The sequence below is a fragment of the Pseudomonas sp. Q1 genome (assembly GCF_009935975.1).
GTDB lineage: Bacteria > Pseudomonadota > Gammaproteobacteria > Pseudomonadales > Pseudomonadaceae > Aquipseudomonas > Aquipseudomonas palleroniana.
This window is the reverse complement of sequence record NZ_QODI01000048.1, coordinates 1-1,052: the sequence shown is the minus strand read 5'-3', so window position 1 is coordinate 1,052 and position 1,052 is coordinate 1. Positions and strand designations below refer to the sequence as shown.

1 pseudogene is annotated in these 1,052 nt (G+C 66.5%); it reads left to right on the top strand.

Annotation, left to right across the window (positions count from 1 at the left end):
- Positions 1-1,052 (top strand): annotated as a pseudogene (locus tag DK870_RS29065) (RHS repeat protein); the annotation flags it as partial.

Genomic DNA, 1,052 nt, shown 5'->3' with positions numbered 1-1,052 from the left:
CGCGTCAGTGGCCGCTACGATGCGACAGGCGCACCGCTGAGCACCACGAACGCGGCGGGTGTCACCACCCTGACCGACTACGCCATCAATGGCGCGGTGGTGCACACCCGCCTGGCCTTCACCGAAGCCGGAACACCCCAGGAGACGGTCACCCTGCAGGCTGTCCATTACCGGGCTGACGGCGTGGTGCTGTCACAGCGCGCCGGCAACGGTGTCATTGATACCTATGAGTATGATCCTCGGACCCAGTCCCTGACCCGACACCTGACAGCCCGTCCAGCCGGACATCCGCAGGGCGCGCTGGTGATCAGCGACCTGCACTACCGCTACGATGCGGTGGGCAACATCCTCAGCCTGGACGACCAGGGGGCCGACCCGCAGTGGCACGCCAATCAGCAGGCCACGGGATTGCGTGAATACGCCTACGACACGCTGTATCGGCTCGCTTGCGCCACGGGCCGGGAACGCAGCCCGGTGTCGCGCTACTATCCTGGAGAGGCGAGTGCGGGCAGTGTCTGGCGGCCCTACAGGGAAACGTACCAGTACGATGACGGCGGCAACCTGACGGCGATCCACCATGTCGGGGGCGCCGGCGACCGCACCCGTGCGCTAGACGTGGCGGCGGGCAGTAATCGGGCGCTGGCGGCCGAGCACCCCTTGACCCCGGACACGGGCTTCTGGGCCGGGGGGCTGCAAAAGCAGTTGAGCAACGGCCGAGCGCTGCACTGGTACGTCGACAACCAATTGCGCCAGGTCAGCGCGGTGAGCCGCGATGAGGCGGCCGACGATACGGAACGCTACCAGTATGCCGACGGCGGGACGCGGACGCGTAAAATCAACACGGCCACGGTCAGCGGCAGCCTACAGACGACATTGACCACCTATGCCGGCGGCTGCGAAACGCGTCAACGCCAACTGGCTGGCCAGACCGCGCCACAAAAACACCTCGTCATCACCCAGGCTGGCGAGGTGCGTCTGGTGGAGGATCGGCTCAGCGGCGAGATTGATCTGCGCTACAGCTTCAGTGACCACCTGGGCAGCGTCGGGGGCGA